Source organism: Klenkia sp. AC732, assembly GCF_979256525.1.
In genome coordinates this window covers 1-17,048 of sequence record NZ_CEEDOS010000043.1, presented here as the reverse complement: position 1 = coordinate 17,048, position 17,048 = coordinate 1, and the positions used below count along the sequence as shown (strand labels likewise).

The following is a 17,048-nucleotide window of genomic DNA, read 5'->3' as shown; positions in this document are numbered from 1 at the left end:
CCGCCTGTGGGGCCTTCAGCCCCGCAGGTGGCTGGTGTCGTTGACCAGCCGGACGGAGCTCCCGCCGTCGGAGGTCCAGGTGACCGTCGACAGCGACGCCGCCTCCAGGAACACCTTGTAGACGACCTCGTCGCCGACGCCCAGGCCGGCCGCCAGCATCAGCTTGATCGGCGTCACGTGGGTGACCAGCAGGACGGTCTTGCCCGCGTGCCGCTCCAGGATCCGGGCGCGGGCGGCCGCGACCCGGGTGGAGACGTCGGCGACGGACTCCCCACCGGGCGGGCGGACGTCGACAGCGGTGCGCCAGCGCCGGAACGCCAGCGGGTTCGCGGCCAGCGCCTCGGCGGCGGTGAGGCCCTCCCAGCCACCGAAGTCCAGCTCGCGCAGGTCCCGGTCGACCTCGATGCCCTGGTCGAGCACCTCGGCGACGGCACCGGCGGTCTGCCGGCACCGCTTGAGCGGGGAGGACACGATGACGTCGATGCCCAGCCCGGCCACCGCGGCCGCAGCGGCGGCGGCGTCGGCCCGGCCCAGGTCGGACAGGTCCAGGTCGGAGCTGCCGGAGAACCGGCGGTCCGGGGTGTGCAGCGTGCGGCCGTGCCGGAGCAGGTGCGTCGTGGTGGTGACGACGGGGGCCGGCGGCGCGGGCGGGGCGGCGTCCTCGACCACGACCGAGAGCGCCTCGAGGTCCCGGTGCACCGGCCGGCCGTCCATCGCGGAGTTGGCCAGCGCGTCGGCGGCGGAGTTCTCCGCGCGCGGGATCCAGGTGTAGCGGACCTGACCGAGCTGGCGGGCGATGTCGCGGGCCTGGACGGCCAGCTTCTTCATGTCCGGGTGCTTGATCTGCCAGCGGCCCGACATCTGCTCGACGACCAGCTTGGAGTCCATCCGGACCTCCACCGAGGCGGTGGGGTCGATGCCCAGCGCCGCCTCGAGGCCGGCGACCAGGCCGCCGTACTCGGCCACGTTGTTGGTGGCCCGGCCGACCGAGGCGGCCCGCTCGGCGAGCAGTGCGCCGGTGTCGGCGTCCTTGACCAGTGCGCCGTAGCCGGCCGGCCCAGGGTTCCCCCGGGACCCTCCGTCGGCCTCGATGAGGAGGCGCCGGCTCACAGCCCGGACTCGGCGGTGCGGACCAGGATCCGGTTGCAGTTCTCGCAGCGCAGCACCAGGTGCGGGTCGGCGTTGCGGGCGGCGGCGAGTTCGGTGCCGTACAGCTCGATCCGGCAGCCCTCGCAGCGACGGGCGTGCAGCGGGGCGGCACCGGTGGACCCGGTCTGCTTGGCGACCCGGTCGTAGAGGGCCAGCAGCGGGGCCGGGACGGTCGCAGCCACCTCGCCGCGCTTGACGGTGTGGGTCTGCTCGCCCTCGGCGACCTCGGCCAGTGCCGCGTCGCGGAGCTCCTCGGCCCGGGCCTGCTCGGCCTGGGCCCCCTCCAGACCGGCCTGGGCGGTGGCCAGGGTGGCGTCGGCGGCCTCCCGGCGCTCCATCAGCTCGAGCACCTGGTCCTCCAGGTCGCCCTGCCGGCGGGCCAGGGACTCCATCTCCTGCTGCAGGCTGGTCATCTCCTTGGGCGTCGCCGCCCCGGAGTCCAGCTTCTGCTGGTCGCGGGCCGAGCGGGCCCGGACCGTGTCGACGTCGGCCTCCAACCGCTTCTGCTCACGGTCGAGGTCACGGACCTCGGTCTGCGCGCGCACGACGTCGGCGGAGAAGGCCCGCTGGGCCTCCTCCGCGGCGGTCACGGCGGCGTTCTCGGGAAGGGTGCGCCGGCGGTGGGCGAGTTGCGCGAGCGCGACGTCCTCCGCGGCGAGTGCCAGCAGTCTCTGCTGGTCGAAGTGGTCGGCCTGCACCCGTCCAACCTACCTGCGGCCCGCGCGACCCCCGTCGGCGTCCGGTCCGGCGTCTCCCCACGACGGGTGTGAGGCCACCACGGACGTCCTGGTCAGGGGCCTGCGAGCCGTACCGTGCCGCCCGTGACGCCACCTGGACGAACCGCTCCCACGCAGGTCCGACGCGCGTGGATCGACGCCGCGCGGGGAGCCTGCGTCCTCGCGGTCGTCCTCTTCCACGTCATCGCCTGGCACGTCGCCCAGCTCGAGGTCCCTGCGGCGGCCGAGCGAGTCCTGGACCCCGTGACGTCCTACCTCGGCTCCCTCCGCATGCCGCTGCTGCTGGCGGTCAGCGGGCTGCTGGCCAGCGACCGGGTCCTGGCCGGCTTCCGACGAGGCGCCCTCGTGCGCCGCTCCGTGGCCAGCTACCACCTCTACGTCGTCTGGCTGCTGGTCTACGTGGCGGTCTACGCGGTCCTCGACGACCCCGCGCTCCCCCACGCGATCGACGGCCCCGGCGCGGCCCTGCGCAACCTCGTCGTGCCCCAGACCCCCCTGTGGTACGTCTTCGCGATGGCGGTCCTGGTGCCCGTGCTGGCCGCCGTCCGCCGCGTCCCGGCCGCCGTGGTCCTCCCGCTGCTGGCGGTGGTCTCGCTGGTCGTCCAGGTGACCGACGTGTCCTGGGGCAGCGCGGAGAAGATCCCCGCGCTGGCCTTCTACTTCGCCATCGGCGTCTTCGGCAAGCGGGTCGTCCTCCGGGGCGCCGAGCCGCTGCGACCCGTGCCGTCGCTGGTCGCCGTCGTGGCCGCCGTCCTGTGCGTGCTGGCCGGACCGCTGGTCGACGGCGAGGTCGCCCGGGCGGTGCTCTCCCTGGTGCGCGGGACCGCCTTCCTGGCGGTGGGCATCGTCGCGGTGCGGCTCGTCTGCCGGGTCCGTGCCGTCGGTCGGCCCCTCGAGTGGGTGGGGCGCCGGACCCTCCCGGTCTACGTGGTGCACGTGCCGTTGCTGCTGTGCCTCATCGCCTGGGCGCCGCGGGGCCCGGTCTCCGTGGCGGGCACGACCGTGGGGGCGGTGGCGTACCCGCTGGTCATCACGGTCGCCCTCGTGGCCGCGTCGCTGGGTGTGCACCGGCTGCTGGTCGCGGTCGGTGCGGGTGCGGCGTTCGCCGCACCGCAGCGCCTGCTCCGGCTGTTCCCGGGACCCGACGACGGACCCCGGGAGTCCCGGGTGCCCCCGGGCCCGGCGGCACCCCTGCAGCCGGCGGCCAACCGCCCCGCCGGGTAGCCGGTGCCGGGTGGGCCCGATGCGTCCTAGTCGGCCTGGGGGACGTGCAGGGTCCACGGGTCGGTGCGGCGCCGGCTGACGGCGACGTCGACGCGCGCGCCCAGGTCGCGGTGCAGCACGTCGGCGGCCACCGGGAGCCAGGGCCACTCGGAGGCGTAGTGGGCCACCTCGCACAGCGCCGGCCCGGCGACCTCCATCGCCTCGGACACCGGGTGGTGCTTGAGGTCGCTGGTCAAGAAGACGTCGGCGCCCGCTGCAGCGGCCGCGGCCATCAGCGAACCACCGCTCCCGCCGCAGACGGCGACCGTGCGTACCAGGCGGTCCGGGTCACCCGCCACCCGGACGCCGGCAGCGGTCGCCGGCAGCACGGCGGCCGCCCGCTCGGCGAACTCGCGCAGGGTGATCGGGTGGTTGAGCGTGCCGAGCCGGCCCAGGCCCGCCCGGGTGGGGGTCGAGGAGTTCTCGAAGAAGGCGTAGCCCGGGTCCTCGTAGGGGTGCCACTCGTGCAGGGCACGGACGACCTCCTCGCGCTGGGCGCGCGGCACGACCATCTCCAGCCGGGTCTCCGGAACCCGCTCGAGGGTGCCGTGCGAGCCGATGGCGGGGTGCGTCTCGTCGCCGGGGATGAAGGTGCCGGTGCCGGTGGTCTGCCAGGCGCAGCGGGTGTAGTCCCCGATGACGCCGGCGCCTGCGGCGGACAGGGCGTCGACGAGCCGGTCGCTGTCCTGGACCGGGGAGAACACGACGAGGGTGTCGGTGAGCGGTGCCGCCACCGACTCCAGGGGGACCGTGCCGCCCACGCCCAGGGCCGCGGCGAGAGCGTCGTTGACACCGTGGTCGGCGGCCCGGTCGGCGTTGGTGTGCGCCACGAAGAGCCCGATGCCGGCCCGGATGAGCCGGTGCACGATCGCGCCCTTGGGGTCGTCGGCGGGGACGCCGTGCACGGGGGTCAGCAGCAGCGGGTGGTGGGTGACGACGAGGTCGACGCCGGACTCGATCGCCTCGTCCACGACCGCGGCGGTGGGGTCCACGGCGAAGAGCACGGAGCGGACGGCCTCGGCCGGGTCACCGCAGACCAGGCCGACGGCGTCCCAGTCCTCGGCCAGCGCCGGGTCGTACCGCGCCTCCAGGGCCGCGACGACCTCGGCGAGCGGGGCACCGGGGAGCGGGAGCTCCCGGACCGTCGCCATCGGGTCGGAGATCGCACCGTCGTGCGCCGGGAGTGCCACAGGACCGGACTGTAGGTGAGCTTCCTGGGCTCGGCCTGTCATGCGCGGCCACCCCGCCCCCGCGGGGGTGGGGTGCTGACCTTCCGGTTCACGGGACGCGGTGCTCATCGCCTGGGGTTCGCACTGCGGACACCTCCCGGACGGGTGCACCGGGCCCGGTCCTCCTGTGGCAGATCTCACGAGTCGACCACGGCGACGACCGTCCCGACCGGAGCCCTGCCACGAGGCGTCCGGGAACGCCCGGGTCAGGCGCCGACGTAGGCCGCCAGGTGCTGCCCGGTGAGGGTGGACCGGTCGGCGACGAGCTCGGCCGGCGTCCCCTGGAAGACGACCCGGCCGCCGTCGTGCCCGGCGCCGGGACCGATGTCGATGATCGCGTCGGCGTGCGCCATGACCGCCTGGTGGTGCTCGATGACGATGACGGACCGCCCCGAGTCGACCAGCCGGTCCAGCAGGCCCAGCAACTGGTCGACGTCGGCCAGGTGCAGGCCGGTCGTCGGCTCGTCGAGCACGTAGACGGTCCCGCCCTCTCCCATCTGGGTGGCCAGCTTCAGCCGCTGCCGCTCGCCGCCGGACAGCGTGTTCAGCGGCTGCCCCAGGGTCAGGTAGCCCAGGCCGACGTCGACCATCCGCTCGAGGACCTTCTGCGCCGCGGGGGTCTTCGCCGCACCCGCGCTGACGTACTCCAGCGCCTCGGTCACCGACAGGGCCAGGACCTCGGCGATGTTCTTGCCGCCGAGGGTGTACTCGAGCACCGCGGCCTGGAACCGCCGCCCCTCGCACTCCTCGCAAGAGGTGGAGACGGTGCCCATCGTCGGGATGTCGGTGATGATCACGCCGGCTCCGTTGCAGGCCGGACAGGCACCCTCGGAGTTGGCGCTGAAGAGCGCGGGCTTGACCCCGTTGGCCTTGGCGAACGCCTTGCGCAGCGGCTCGAGCACCCCGGTGTAGGTGGCCGGGTTGCTCCGCCGGGAGCCCTTGATCGCGCCCTGGTCGATGCTGACGACGCCCTCCCGTCCGGCCACCGACCCGTGCACCAGCGAGCTCTTGCCCGACCCGGCGACGCCGGTCACCACGGTGAGCACGCCCAGCGGGACGTCGACGTCGACGTCGCGCAGGTTGTGCGTGCTGGCACCGCGCACCTCGAGCACCCCGGTCGGGGTGCGCACCGACTCCTTGAGCCGGGCGCGGTCGTCCAGGTGCCGTCCGGTGAGCGTGCCGCTGGAGCGCAGTCCCTCCAGCGAGCCCTCGTAGACGATCTCGCCGCCCGCGGTGCCGGCCCGTGGGCCCAGGTCCACCACGTGGTCGGCGATGGCGATGGTCTCGGGCTTGTGCTCGACGACCAGCACGGTGTTGCCCTTGTCGCGCAGCTGGAGCAGGAGGGCGTTCATCCGGTCGATGTCGTGCGGGTGCAGGCCGATGGTCGGTTCGTCGAAGACGTAGGTGACGTCGGTGAGCGAGGAGCCCAGGTGCCGGATGAGCTTGGTCCGCTGCGCCTCTCCCCCGGACAACGTCCCGGCCGGGCGGTCGAGGGACAGGTAGCCCAGGCCGATGTCGGTGAAGGCGTCCAGGGTGTCGCGCAGGGACTCCAGCAGCGGGGCGACGCCGGGGTCGTGCAGCCCGCGGACCCACTCGGCGACATCGCTGACCTGCAGGGCGCAGACCTCGTCGATCGACTTCCCGGCGACCTTGGAGGACCGGGCGGTGGCGTTGAGCCGGGTGCCCTCGCAGTCCGGGCAGGAGGTGAAGGTGACCGCGCGCTCGACGAAGGCCCGGATGTGGGGCTGCATGGCGTCGACGTCCTTGACCAGGAAGGACTTCTGGACCTGCGGGATGATGCCGAGGAAGGTCAGGTTGATGCCCTCGACCTTGATCTTGGTGGCCTCCTTGTAGAGCAGGTCGCGTAGCTCCCGCTCGGTGAAGTCCCGGATCGGCTTGTCGCAGTCGAAGAAGCCGCAGCCCCGCAGGATGCGGCCCTGCCAGCCGTCCATCGACCAGCCGGGGATGGTCAGCGCACCCTCGTTGATGGTCTTGGTCTCGTCGTAGAGCGCCGCGCGGTCGAAGTCGGTGACCGAGCCGCGGCCCTCGCACCGGGCGCACATGCCGCCCTGCACCCGGAACTCTTTGCGCTCCACCGCACGTCCGGCGGCCGGGTCGCCCTTCTCCACGGTGAGCCCGCCCTTGCCGCTGACCGTGGCGGTGTTGAACGAGAACGCTTGCGGGGAGCCGATGTGGGGCTGGCCGAGCCGGCTGAAGAGGATCCGCAGCAGGGCGTTGACGTCGGTGGCGGTGCCCAGCGTGGACCGCGGGTTGGCGCCCATCCGCTCCTGGTCGACGATGATCGCCGTCGTCAGGCCCTCGAGGACGTCGACGTCGGGCCGGGCCTGGTGCGGCATGAAGCCCTGCAGGAACGCCGGGTAGGTCTCGTTGATCAGCCGCTGGGACTCCGCGGCGATGGTGGCGAAGACCAGTGAGCTCTTGCCGGACCCGGAGACACCGGTGAAGACCGTCAGCCGCCGCTTGGGGATCTGGACGCTGATGTCCTTGAGGTTGTTCTCCCGGGCGCCCACGACCCGGATCAGGTCGTGGGTGTCCGCGGCGTGCGGAGACCCGGGGGTGACCTGCTCGGCGGTGCTCATGGCGTCTCCCTCGGCTGGGCCCCCACGGGCCCCGGTCGTGTGCGGCGGTGCGTGTCTACCGGACCCGGGCCCAGCGGGGTACTCCCCGGCCGGGTCAGTCCATGAGCGGGTCGGCGTCCTCGCTGGCGGTGAAGGCGGCCCAGAGCACCGCGTACGGGCCCTCGACCCCGACCAGCTCGTCGTGCGGCCCGCTCTGCACCACCCGGCCGTGGTCCAGCACGACGACCCGGTCGGCGCGGGCGGCGGTGGTGAGCCGGTGCGCGACGACGATGGTGGTGCGCCGGTGGGCCAGGGCGTCGGTGGCCCGGTCGACGGCGGCCTCGGTGGCCAGGTCCAGGCTGGCGGTGGCCTCGTCGAAGAGCAGCACGTCGGGGTCGACCAGCTGCGCCCGGGCCAGCGCCAGCAGCTGGCGCTGACCGGCCGACAGCGACCGGCCGCGCTCCCCCACCCGCGTCCGGTAGCCCTCGGGCAGCGAGGTGACCATCGCGTGCGCGCCCACCGCCCGGGCCGCCGCCTCCACCTCGGCGTCGGTCGCCTCGGGCCGGCCGTAGGCGACCGCGTCGCGCACCGTGCCCTCGAACAGGTAGGCCTCCTGCGGCACGACCCCGAGCCGGGCCCGGTACCCCAGCAGGTCCAGCTCCCGCAGGTCCGCGCCGTCCACCCGCACCGCGCCGGACGTGGGGTCGTAGAACCGGGCCACCAGCTTCACCACGGTCGACTTCCCGGCGCCGGTCTCCCCGACCAGGGCCACGGTCTCCCCGGGCTCGACCCGCAGGCTGACGTCGCGCAGTGCGGGCGTGGCCGCCCCCGCGTAGGCGAACGTGACGTGGTCCAGCACGACCTCCCCACGCAACGGCCCCACCGGCCGCGGGTCGACCGCGGCCGGGGTCGAGGTCGGCGTGCGCAGCAGGTCACGCAACCGGCGGAGACCGACGGCGGCCTGCTGGTAGCTGTCGAAGACCTGGGACAGCGACTGGACGGGTGAGAAGAAGGTGCCCACGTAGAGCAGGAAGGCGACGAGCACACCCGCCGTGATGGTGCCGTCGGTCAGTCGCGCGGCCCCCACCAGCAGCACCGCGGCGACGGCGATCTCGGACAGGAACTCGACGAAGGGGAAGTACGTGGCGATGTAGCGCTGGGCGCGCAGCCGCACGTCCCGGTAGGCGGTCGCACGCTCCCGGAAGACCTGCAGGGACAGCTCGGTGCGCACCGAGGCCTGGGTGACCCGGACCCCCGCGACGTCCTCCTGCAGCCGGGCGTTGACGGCGCTGACGCGCTCGCGGGCCTCGGTGTAGGCCGGCACCGACCGCGACCGGAACCACCAGGTCGCCACGACCAGCACCGGCAGCGTGGCGACCAGCACCAGGGCCAGCTCGGCGTCCAGCAGCACCAGCGCGACCAGGACGCCGACGAGGGTGAGCACGCTGACCACCGCGGTCGTGAGCCCGGTCTGCAGGAACGCCGACAGAGCGTCGACGTCGGTCGTCATCCGGGTCATGATCCGGCCGCCGAGCTCGCGCTCGTAGTAGTCCAGCCCCAGCCGCTGCAGCTGGGCGAAGGTCTTGACCCGCAGCGTGTAGAGCAGCCGCTCACCGGTCTTGCCCGTGAGCCAGGTGGAGCCGATGGTCACCGCCCAGTCGGCAAGCACCACGCCCAGGGCCAGGGCGGTGATGCCCATGAGGGCGCCCAGCGACCCGGCGGCCACGCCGCTGTCGATGCCGCTGCGGACCAGGGCGGGCACCGCGATCTGCGCACCGGCGTCGGCCGCGGTGAGCACCAGCGCCGCGGCCAGGGCCCAGCGGAAGGGCCGCAGCAGCCCGGTCAGGGTGAAGCCGGGGTCGGCCGCCCGGGCCCGGGCCGGGGGCACGTCGGGTTCGTCGTGGGTGGGCGGCAGTGCGGCGACGAGCCTGCGGAGCCCCGGCGTCGGGGCGGCGTTGGCCTGGGCGGACCCGCGCCCCCCGATCGAGGCCTCGGCGCCGCGCACCGGTCCGTCGTCGGACCGCCCGGGCGCCTCGACCTCCGGCCAGGCGGCGGGGTCCACGCCACCGACCGCCGGCACCGGCCCGGGCTCCCGCTCGGACTCCTCGACCCCGGAGAGCAGCAGTCGGTAGAGCGCGGAGCGCTCCTCCAGCTCGGCCGCGGTGCCGGTGTCGACCACCCGGCCGCCGTCGAGCACCGCGACCCGGTCGGCGAGGGCCAGGGTGGACCCGCGGTGCGCGACCAGCAGGGTGGTGCGCTGGGGCGCCCCGACGCGCAGCGCCGCGTGGATGCGGGCCTCGACCGTGGCGTCGACGGCGGAGGTGGCGTCGTCCAGGACCAGCACCCGGGGGTCGGTGAGCAGGGCGCGGGCCAGCGCGACCCGCTGCCGCTGCCCGCCGGACAGGGTCAGGCCCTGCTCCCCGACCACGCTGTCGTAGCCCTCGGGCAGCTCGCCGATGAACCCGTCGGCCTGGGCGGCGCGGGCGGCCGCGCGCACCTCCTCGTCGGTGGCGTCGGGCCGACCGAAGGCGATGTTGGCGCGCAGCGTGTCCGAGAACAGGAAGCTGTCCTCGAACACGACGCCCAGCGCCCCGCGCAGCGCGTCGGTCTGCAGCTCGCGGACGTCGACCCCGCCCACCCGGACCGCGCCGCCGGTCACGTCGTAGAACCGGGACAGCAGGCTGACCACGCTGGACTTGCCCGATCCCGAGGTGCCGATCAGCGCCAGGGTCTCCCCCGGCCGCACCGACAGCGACACCCCGTCCAGCACCGGCGTCCCGCCCTCGAAGGCGAACGCGACGTCGTCCAGCTCCACGGACAGGGGGCCCTCGGGCACCGGCCGGGGGCCCGACCGGAGCACCGGCTCGGTGTCCACGACCTCCAGCACCCGCTCGACGCCGGCCCGGGCCTGCTGGCCGATGACCAGCAGTGCCGCGAGCTGACGGACCGGTGACACCAGGGCCGCGAGGTAGGTCGCGAAGGCCAGGAAGGTGCCGATGCTGATGGAGCCCTGCAGCGCCAGCCAGCCGCCCAGGCCGAGCACGCCCACCTGGCCCAGGGCCGGCACGGCCTGCAGTGCCGGGTTGTAGCGGGAGGTGAACCGCACGACGCGCATCCGGGCCCCGAACAGCCGCCGGGCGCCGCCGTCCAGGCGGTCCAGCTCGCGGTCCTCCTGGCCGAAGCCCTTGACCACCCGCACCCCGGTGACGGCGGCCTCGACGTCCCCGACGACGGCGCCGGCCTGCTGCTGGGCCGCCCAGTTGGCCGGGAACAGGTCCCGCCGGGAGCGCAGCGCCAGCCACCACAGGGCCGGCCCGACGGCGAGTGCCACCAGGGTCAGCAGCGGGGACAGCCAGGCCATCACGACGATGGAGACCACGAAGAGCAGGGCGTTGCCGGCCAGGTTGGGCAGGAAGGCCAGCAGCCCCTGGACCAGGGTGATGTCGGAGATGGACCGGCTGACGACCTGGCCGGTCTGCAGCCGGTCCTGGGCGGACCCGTCGAGCCGGGACAGCGCGCCGGCGACGTCGTTGCGCAGGTCGTACTGCACGTCCAGCGACAGGCGGCCGGCGAGGTACCGGCGGACGAAGCCCGCGCCGAACCGGACCGCCCCGGCCCCCACCAGCAGCCACACGTAGGGCGCCACGGACCGCGTGCCGCCGGCGACCACGTCGTCGACCACGGCCCGGACCACCAGCGGGACCCCCGCAGCGATGACCGAGCCGACCAGGGCCGCCGCGAAGGCCCCGACCAGGTCGCCCCGGTGGCGCAGGCAGTACCCGACCAGCCGGCGCAGCCAGCCGCCCCGGTCGGTGGCCGGGGTGTCCGGGGTGGCCCGGGTGGTCGAGGGGGCCGACGCGGGGCGGGTCTGCAGGTCGGCGGGCGGCACGTCCCCAGTGTGCGCCCGGGGTCCGACAGTCCCGGGTGGGAAGCTGCGGGGGTGGCGGACAGGGGGCTCCGGGCACCGGCCTGGCTGGAGGAGCTGGTGCGGACCAGCCGGCCCGCCGTGCCCTGGCGCGACGTCGTCCGGTTCGCCGTCGTCGTCCCGGCACCGTTGGTCGTCGTCGCCACCGTGGGCGGCGGCCTCGACGACCCGGCCGCGTTGGGCGCCGGCGTGTTCGGCACGACCGGCGCGCTCGCCGCGACGCTGGCCCCGCAGGCCTCCGGGCCGCTGCGGACCCGACTGCGACGGGTGCTGGCGGCCGCGCTGTTCGGGGCGCTCGGGCTGGTCGCCGGGCAGTACGCCAGCGGCGAGGGCTGGCAGCCCGTCGTCGTCATCGGGGTGCTGTCCGCGGTCGCCGCGCTGATCAGCTCGATCGACGCCGCCCTCTCCCTCGGGGCACTGCAACTGCTGGTCTACACCGCGCTGTCCTCCGGTCTGCAGACCTCGCTGTCCACCGGCGCCGAGATCGGCTTCTTCGCCGCAGGGGCGGTCTGGGCCACCGTCGGCGTCCTGGTGCAGGCCCGGACCGAGGACCTGGACCCCGACCGGGACGCCGTCGGCGGGGTCTTCACCGCCCTGGGCGACCTGCTGGCCGCGATCGGCACCCCGCGCACCGAGGACGCCCGCCGCGAGCTCACCACCGCGCTGAACACCGGCTACGACCGGGTGATCCACAGCCGCAGCACGTCCGCCGGGCGCAGCCGGGAGCTCGCCGAGCTGGCCGGTCTGCTCAACGCCGCCGCCCCGCTGGTCGAGGGGGCGGTCGCAGCGGCGCGGGCCGGCGTGGAGCCCGACCCGGCCGACGTGACCGCGGTGCACGCCCTGGCGGCCGCGGTCACCGGGCGCCGGCCCCTCGTCGGGGACCGGCCGCCGGCCGTGACGGAGGGGCCGACGACCACCCGGGCGGTGCGGCACGGCGTGCGGTTGGTGTGGAACCTGGTCGGTGACCCGGAGGAACGGGCGTCCGCGGCAGCCGAGCTGCCCCGCCTGGACCTCCGGGTCCGGGTCCGGGACCTGCTGGACCGCACCGTGGGCAACGCGGACTCCCGGTCCTTCGCCGTCCGGCTGACCGCCTGCATGGTCGTGGCCGAGATCGCCCGCCAGCGGCTGCCCATCGAACGGCCCTACTGGGTCCTGCTGACCGTGGCGATCGTGCTCAAGCCGGACTTCGGGTCGGTGTTCACCCGGGCCGTGCAGCGCGGCGGCGGCACCCTGCTCGGCGTGCTGCTGGGCTCGGCGCTGCTGGCGGTGCTGCCGCGCGACGGCTGGGTGCTGTTGGCGATGGCCGTGGCGGCCGGCGTCCTGCCGTGGGCCCGCAACGCCAACTTCGGGCTGTTCTCGGTCTTCCTGACACCGCTGGTCATCATGTTGCTGGACCTGGCCTCCCCCAGCCGCGCCGGCCTGGTCGGCGCCCGTCTGGTCGACACCCTCATCGGCTGCGCGATCGTGCTGGTCGTCGGGTACGCCCTGTGGCCGCAGACCTGGCGGGCCCCGCTGGACGACGCGCTGCGCGGCGCCACCGTCGCCCTGGACCGCTTCGTCGACGCGGCGTTCACCGGCACCCCCGTGGAGACCCGGCGGGCCCGTCGGCTGGACTACCGGGCCCTGTCGGAGCTGCAGACCCAGCTGCAGCGTCGGCTGGCCGAGCCGCCGCCGATCAGCACCCGGGCCGCGGCCTGGTACCCGGTGATCATCCAGCTGGAGCGCACCTCGGACGCCGTCACCGAGGCCGTCATCGCCATGCGCGCCGGGGCCGAGATCCCACCGCCGGGGCAGGTGCACGTGCTCCGGCGGGCGATCCGGGAGCTGGACCAGGACCTGCGGCTGCACCGGTTCCCCGACGACGCCGAGATCCACGCCGAGGGGGTGCTGGCCCCGGTCGCCCGCGAGGTCGACGCGGCCCGCCGGTTGGTGCGCGCGCAGGCCCCGGGACGACGGGACGCCGACGGGACCTGAGGAGGGTGGGCGCGGAGGGTCTCGAACCCCCGACCGCTCGCTTGTAAGGCGAGAGCTCTACCGCTGAGCTACGCGCCCGGGGGCGGGGTGCGCCGTGCGCACCCCGCCGACGGGATCAGGCCGCCAGGGCGGCGACGGCGTCCTTCCAGCCGGTCTGCGCGCGGGCGTCGCCGGGGCCGTTGACCTCGGCGAAGGCGACCTTGCCCTCGGCGTCGACGAGGAACGTGCCCCGGTTGGCCATGCCGGCGACGTCGAAGAAGGCGCCGTAGGCCTTCGCTACCTCGCCGTGCGGCCAGAAGTCGCTCAGCAGCGGGAAGTCGAAGCCCTGCTGGTCCTTCCACGCCTTCAGCGTGGGCGCGGGGTCGCAGGACACGGCGACGACCTTCACGCCGGCGTCGGTGTAGGTGGCCAGCTCGTCGCGCAGCTGGCACAGCTCACCGGTGCAGATGCCGGAGAAGGCGAACGGGTAGAAGACCACCAGCACCGGCGTGCCGCGCTGCTCGGCCAGGGAGAAGGGCTGGCGGTCCTGGTCGTTCAGCGTGAAGTCGGGGGCGGTGTCACCGACGGAGAGGCTCATGCCCCGATCCTGCCCCACCCGGTGACCCGGGCGGGAGCCGGATCAGCGCTTGGAGCGGGCGGCCTTGGGCGTGACCAGGCGGATGCCGGCCCACTCCTTGGCCGCGGAGATGCTGCTGGTCTGCTGCAGGCCCGCGGTGGGCGCGGCCTCGGTGACCTCGCCGGGCTCGACGTGGCCGGCGCGGCCGGACTTCGGCGTGAGCAGCCAGACGACGCCGTCGTCGGCCAGGGCGGCCAGGGAGTCGACGAGGGCGTCGATCAGGTCCCCGTCCTCCTCCCGCCACCACAGCAGGACGACGTCGGCCACCTCGTCGGAGTCCTCGTCGACCATCTCGCCGCCGGAGATCTCGACGACGGAGTCGCGCAGGTCCTCGTCGGCGTCCTCGTCCCAGCCGAGCTCCTGCACGACCATGCCCGGCTTGATCCCCAGCCGGGCCGCCATGCTGGCGCTGCCCGAGTCGACGCTCATCCCTGCTCGTCCTCCATGTGCTCAGTGAACCTGGTCTGTGTGTCCGGAGTGCGTCACGTCACCGCGACGCGCCCGGTCGGTGCGTCAGTGTGTCCGACGACGGCGCCGAGCGGTAGCCGGGTACGCCATCCCGGGTGGTGCGACCTCCCCGGCGACCCCCGCCAGGGCCCCCCGCGCGCGACGTCCCGGGGGCGCCCGACCGGGACCGGCAGACTACGGGCTCGACGACGTCCCGGCGCAGGTCACGGGGCCGTCACCGACAGGTCACCGCCGCGACCACTGTGGACACGTCCGGAGGCGGCGTGACGTCGGAACACCGGACAGGAGACGATGTGCACATGAGCGCCACGCAGCAGTCGGACGGAGAACCCGCCCGCGAGTCCGGCACCCCCCGCGCGGTCATCACCGACGGCCTGCCGAGCCAGTTGATCGACAACGACCCCGACGAGACGAGTGAGTGGCTGGAGTCCTTCGACGCCGTCGTCGACCACGCCGGCAAGGGCCGCGCCCGCTACCTGATGCTCCGCATGCTGGAGCGCAGCCGCGAGCAGCAGGTCGGCGTCCCCGCCCTGCGCAGCACCGACTACATCAACACGATCCCGCCCGAGCGCGAGCCGTGGTTCCCGGGCGACGAGGACGTCGAGCGCCGGATCCGCGCCTACATCCGCTGGAACGCCGCGATCATGGTCCACCGCGCGCAGCGGCCCGGGGTCGCCGTCGGTGGGCACATCTCCTCCTACGCCTCCTCCGCCTCGCTCTACGAGGTCGGCTTCAACCACTTCTTCCGCGGCAAGGACCACCCCGGCGGCGGCGACCACATCTGGTTCCAGGGCCACGCCTCCCCCGGCATCTACGCCCGCGCCTTCCTCGAGGGCCGGCTCACCGAGCACCAGATGGACGGCTTCCGCCAGGAGGTCAGCCACCCCGGCGGCGGGCTCTCCAGCTACCCGCACCCCCGGCTCATGCCGGACTTCTGGGAGTTCCCGACCGTGTCGATGGGCCTGGGCCCGATCAACGCGATCTACCAGGCCCGGTACAACCGCTACCTGCACTCCCGCGGCATCGCCGACACCTCCGACCAGCACGTCTGGGCGTTCCTGGGCGACGGCGAGATGGACGAGCCGGAGTCCCTCGGCGCGATCGGCATCGCCGCCCGCGAGGAGCTGGACAACCTCACGTTCGTCATCAACTGCAACCTGCAGCGCCTGGACGGCCCGGTCCGCGGCAACGGCAAGGTCATCCAGGAGCTGGAGTCCTTCTTCCGCGGCGCCGGCTGGAACGTGCTGAAGGTCGTGTGGGGCCGCGGCTGGGACAAGCTGCTGGCCGCCGACCGCGACGGCGCCCTGGTGAACCTGATGAACCAGACGCCCGACGGGGACTACCAGACCTACAAGGCCGAGGACGGCGCCTTCGTCCGCGAGCACTTCTTCGGCCGCGACCCGCGCACCCGCAAGCTGGTCGAGGGCATGACCGACGACGAGGTCTGGGCCCTGCAGCGCGGTGGCCACGACTACCGCAAGGTCTACGCCGCCTACAAGGCCGCGATGGAGCACAAGGGCCAGCCCACGGTCATCCTCGCCAAGACCATCAAGGGCTGGACGCTGGGCAGCCACTTCGAGGGCCGCAACTCCACGCACCAGATGAAGAAGCTGACCGCCGAGGACCTGGTCGACTTCCGCGACCGGCTGTACCTGCCGATCCCCGACGAGGCCCTGGACAAGACCCTCCCGCCGTACTACAAGCCGGACGAGAAGTCCGACGAGATGCAGTACATGCTCGAGCGTCGTCGCCAGCTCGGCGGTGCGGTACCCCGTCGCCGGGCGGCCGCCAAGCCGCTGAAGGCCCCGGAGGAGAAGGCGTTCGACGTCCTCAAGCGAGGGTCGGGCAAGCAGGAGGTGGCGACGACGATGGCGTTCGTCCGCCTGCTCAAGGAGCTGCTCAAGGACCCCGAGCTGGGCCCCCGCTTCGTCCCGATCATCCCGGACGAGGCCCGCACCTTCGGGATGGACAGCCTCTTCCCGACGCAGAAGATCTACTCCCCGCACGGGCAGACCTACACCTCGGTCGACCGTGAGCTGATGCTGGCCTACAAGGAGTCCACGTCGGGCGTGATCCTCCACGAGGGGATCAACGAGGCCGGTTCCACCGCGTCCTTCACCGCTGTCGGGTCCTCCTACGCCACGCACGGCGAGGCGATGATCCCGCTCTACATCTTCTACTCGATGTTCGGCTTCCAGCGGACCGGCGACGCCTTCTGGGCCGCCGGTGACCAGATGGTCCGCGGGTTCGCCCTCGGTGCCACCGCCGGCCGGACGACGCTGAACGGCGAGGGCCTGCAGCACGAGGACGGGCACTCGCTACTGCTGGCCGCGACCAACCCCGCCGTCGTCACCTACGACCCGGCGTTCAGCTACGAGGTCGGGCACATCGTCAAGGACGGCCTGGCCCGGATGTACGGCGAGGACCCCGGCGCACCGCAGGGCGGGGACCGCAGCCCGAACGTCTTCTACTACATGACGATCTACAACGAGGCCTACCGGCAGCCCGCCGAGCCCGAGGACCTGGACGTCAGCGGCCTGCTCTCGGGCATCTACCGGCTCAACCAGGGCCCGTGGATCGACGATGCGAAGAAGGCGCAGATCCTGGCGTCGGGCGTCGCGGTGCCGTGGGCGCAGCGCGCCCAGGAGCTGCTCGCCGCCGACTGGGGCGTCTCGGCCGACATCTGGTCGGTCACGTCGTGGACGGAGCTGCGCCGCGACGCGGTCGAGGCCGACGAGTGGAACCTGGACAACCCGGCCGAGGAGGCGCGGGTGCCCTACGTGACCCGCAAGCTCGCCGACGTCGAGGGCCCGGTCGTGGCGGTCTCGGACTGGATGAAGGCAGTGCCGGACCTGCTGGCGCCCTACGTCCCCGGCCTGGTCTCCCTCGGCACCGACGGGTTCGGCCTGTCCGACACCCGCCCGGCCCTGCGCCGCCACTTCCGGGTGGACGCCGAGTCGATCGTCGTCCGCGTGCTGGGCGAGCTGGCCAAGCGCGGTGAGATCGAGCGCTCCGTCGTCGCCCAGGCGGTGGAGAAGTACCAGATCACCGACCCGGGCAAGGCGCCGGTGGACACCACCCAGGACACCCCCGCCACCTGACCCACCC

General features: G+C 73.9%; 10 protein-coding genes and 1 tRNA gene. 3 read left to right on the top strand and 8 right to left on the bottom strand.

What is annotated here, in order from left to right; genetic code table 11:
- Positions 1-15: 15 nt before the first annotated feature.
- Both AC0IVP_RS17990 and AC0IVP_RS17985 read right to left on the bottom strand, forming a co-directional pair.
- Positions 16-1,110, bottom strand: a complete 1,095-nt coding sequence (locus AC0IVP_RS17990) for a bifunctional RNase H/acid phosphatase (protein ID WP_471758310.1) — start codon at positions 1,108-1,110, stop codon at positions 16-18.
- Complete coding sequence (locus AC0IVP_RS17985; RefSeq protein ID WP_056297739.1) at positions 1,107-1,847, bottom strand: zinc ribbon domain-containing protein; 741 nt, start codon at positions 1,845-1,847, stop codon at positions 1,107-1,109. The genes AC0IVP_RS17990 and AC0IVP_RS17985 overlap by 4 nt, the downstream gene beginning before the upstream one ends.
- A gap of 123 nt (positions 1,848-1,970) precedes the next feature.
- Here AC0IVP_RS17985 and AC0IVP_RS17980 point away from each other — a divergent pair, with 123 nt between their 5' ends.
- Positions 1,971-3,110, top strand: a complete 1,140-nt coding sequence (locus AC0IVP_RS17980) for an acyltransferase family protein (RefSeq protein ID WP_471758308.1) — start codon at positions 1,971-1,973, stop codon at positions 3,108-3,110.
- A 26-nt stretch (positions 3,111-3,136) separates the two neighbouring features.
- Here the strand turns inward: AC0IVP_RS17980 and AC0IVP_RS17975 are convergent, their stop codons facing one another.
- From AC0IVP_RS17975 to AC0IVP_RS17965, 3 genes are all read right to left on the bottom strand, one after another.
- On the bottom strand, positions 3,137-4,339 hold the full coding sequence (locus AC0IVP_RS17975) for a Nif3-like dinuclear metal center hexameric protein (protein WP_471758306.1): 1,203 nt from the start codon (positions 4,337-4,339) through the stop codon (positions 3,137-3,139).
- 245 nt (positions 4,340-4,584) lie between these two features.
- Entirely contained in the window at positions 4,585-6,978 is a 2,394-nt protein-coding gene (locus tag AC0IVP_RS17970; protein ID WP_471758304.1) for an ATP-binding cassette domain-containing protein, read from the bottom strand.
- A gap of 94 nt (positions 6,979-7,072) precedes the next feature.
- Entirely contained in the window at positions 7,073-10,846 is a 3,774-nt protein-coding gene (locus AC0IVP_RS17965; protein WP_471758302.1) for an ABC transporter ATP-binding protein, read from the bottom strand.
- Positions 10,847-10,897: 51 nt separating this feature from the next.
- Here AC0IVP_RS17965 and AC0IVP_RS17960 point away from each other — a divergent pair, with 51 nt between their 5' ends.
- The gene (locus AC0IVP_RS17960; RefSeq protein WP_056297733.1) at positions 10,898-12,856 is read left to right on the top strand and encodes an FUSC family protein; all 1,959 of its coding nucleotides are present in this window, start codon (positions 10,898-10,900) and stop codon (positions 12,854-12,856) included.
- A 6-nt stretch (positions 12,857-12,862) separates the two neighbouring features.
- On the opposite strand, the gene AC0IVP_RS17955 is transcribed toward AC0IVP_RS17960, so the two are convergent.
- The 3 genes from AC0IVP_RS17955 to AC0IVP_RS17945 form a co-directional block, all read right to left on the bottom strand.
- Positions 12,863-12,934: transfer RNA gene (locus AC0IVP_RS17955), tRNA-Val, on the bottom strand.
- A 37-nt stretch (positions 12,935-12,971) separates the two neighbouring features.
- Positions 12,972-13,433, bottom strand: a complete 462-nt coding sequence (locus AC0IVP_RS17950) for a peroxiredoxin (protein WP_056297729.1) — start codon at positions 13,431-13,433, stop codon at positions 12,972-12,974.
- 42 nt (positions 13,434-13,475) lie between these two features.
- Positions 13,476-13,901, bottom strand: a complete 426-nt coding sequence (locus AC0IVP_RS17945; protein ID WP_056297727.1) for a DUF3052 domain-containing protein — start codon at positions 13,899-13,901, stop codon at positions 13,476-13,478.
- 338 nt (positions 13,902-14,239) lie between these two features.
- Between AC0IVP_RS17945 and aceE the strand changes: the two genes are divergently transcribed.
- On the top strand, positions 14,240-17,041 hold the full coding sequence (gene aceE / locus AC0IVP_RS17940; protein WP_471758300.1) for a pyruvate dehydrogenase (acetyl-transferring), homodimeric type: 2,802 nt from the start codon (positions 14,240-14,242) through the stop codon (positions 17,039-17,041).
- The last annotated feature ends 7 nt before the right edge of the window (positions 17,042-17,048 follow it).